1 protein-coding gene is annotated in these 1216 nt (G+C 41.3%); it reads right to left on the bottom strand.

All coding sequences use genetic code 11. The annotated features are described in order from the left end of the window. A partial coding sequence (locus A3738_RS20920; RefSeq protein WP_156504385.1) for an SET domain-containing protein occupies window positions 1-975 on the bottom strand: 975 nt, incomplete at its 3' end. Window positions 976-1216 lie beyond the last annotated feature (241 nt).

The raw sequence follows: 1216 nt of genomic DNA, 5'->3' as shown, positions 1-1216 counted from the left end.
GCCAAGCAATCTAGCTCTTGAGGCTCGACCTAACTCACTTTTATTCGAGCTTTTTGGAAGCCTTGGCGATACTTCGTGATGCAAATACGTAATAACGGACTTATCGACTTCGCCAAAACGAATCATTCCTTGCCCTTGCTCTAACTGATACTCAAATGCACGATTAGACTCTGGATATACTTTAACCTTAAGTACTTTGCTCAGCTGCTTCATCGCGGTGATCTGTTCTGGAGTACTCGCAACTGAGCTGACACGAAACCCTAAATCAATAGCGTGGTCTGCATCTGGGTCAAAGTAGCCATAATTTATTGCATGCAAATACATGTCCTTCGCACCATAGCTTATCCAGATTTGATCGCCAGGCTTATAATCTTTACCTGCCAAAAATGAGAAATTTTGCTTTTTAGTTGATAGCAAACGCCCTTTTTTGTCTGAGTGATTGAACATGTCTAACACAGGTAAAAAACCGAATTCTCCCCAAGCACGATATCTATAATTGAGCGCGACTTGAGCTAGCGTATCGGCATCCAGTTGCGGATCTAGCTCTAACAAACCATCAACCATGCGAGCAATTGATTTTTTCTCTGCAAGCGCAAACTTATACAGCAAAGGCGAGCCTCGTTTTAAAGTCTCCAACTCCTCATTTGTGCAGTAGTAAACGTTGTGCTCTTTGAAAAAAGACAAGGGATAAAAAGAATCAGTGTAAAACCAAGGTTCTGCCAGACCGGACATTCGTCGCGCAATGACATGAATAGTTTTCAGTTGATTCGTTAATTCAAATGGATAATCAAAGTCTATATCCATGGGCATAAGAGCTGATTGAGGCAAAGACGCGAAAATTTCATTCTTGGCAATCGGGCCTGATGCATACATGCCATAAACACCGTCGACACATCGTCTTTCAATATTTGGATGCAGCGTCATACCAACCGCTTCAGCTTGGCTTCGCATTGAAAGATATTGTTCGTAATTCATACTGCTAATTCTTCTTATTTAGATAAATGCACAAGTTTAATGACAAAGTGAAAGCACAGCTTTGCGCTAGTTCTTAGTTCGTACTATTGAGCTATGGGATTAATACTTTCAGATGGACTTACTGCCAACTCCAACTGCTCTGATACATCTTTTGCTACCGCGTCAATATCACGCATTTCTGACAATGGCGGCAGTTGCTCGAGACCTGAAAGATTAAAGTAATCAAGAAATAATTTAGTCG

The organism is Oleiphilus sp. HI0066 (assembly GCF_001635725.1).
This window is presented reverse-complemented; position numbering and strand designations above follow the sequence as displayed.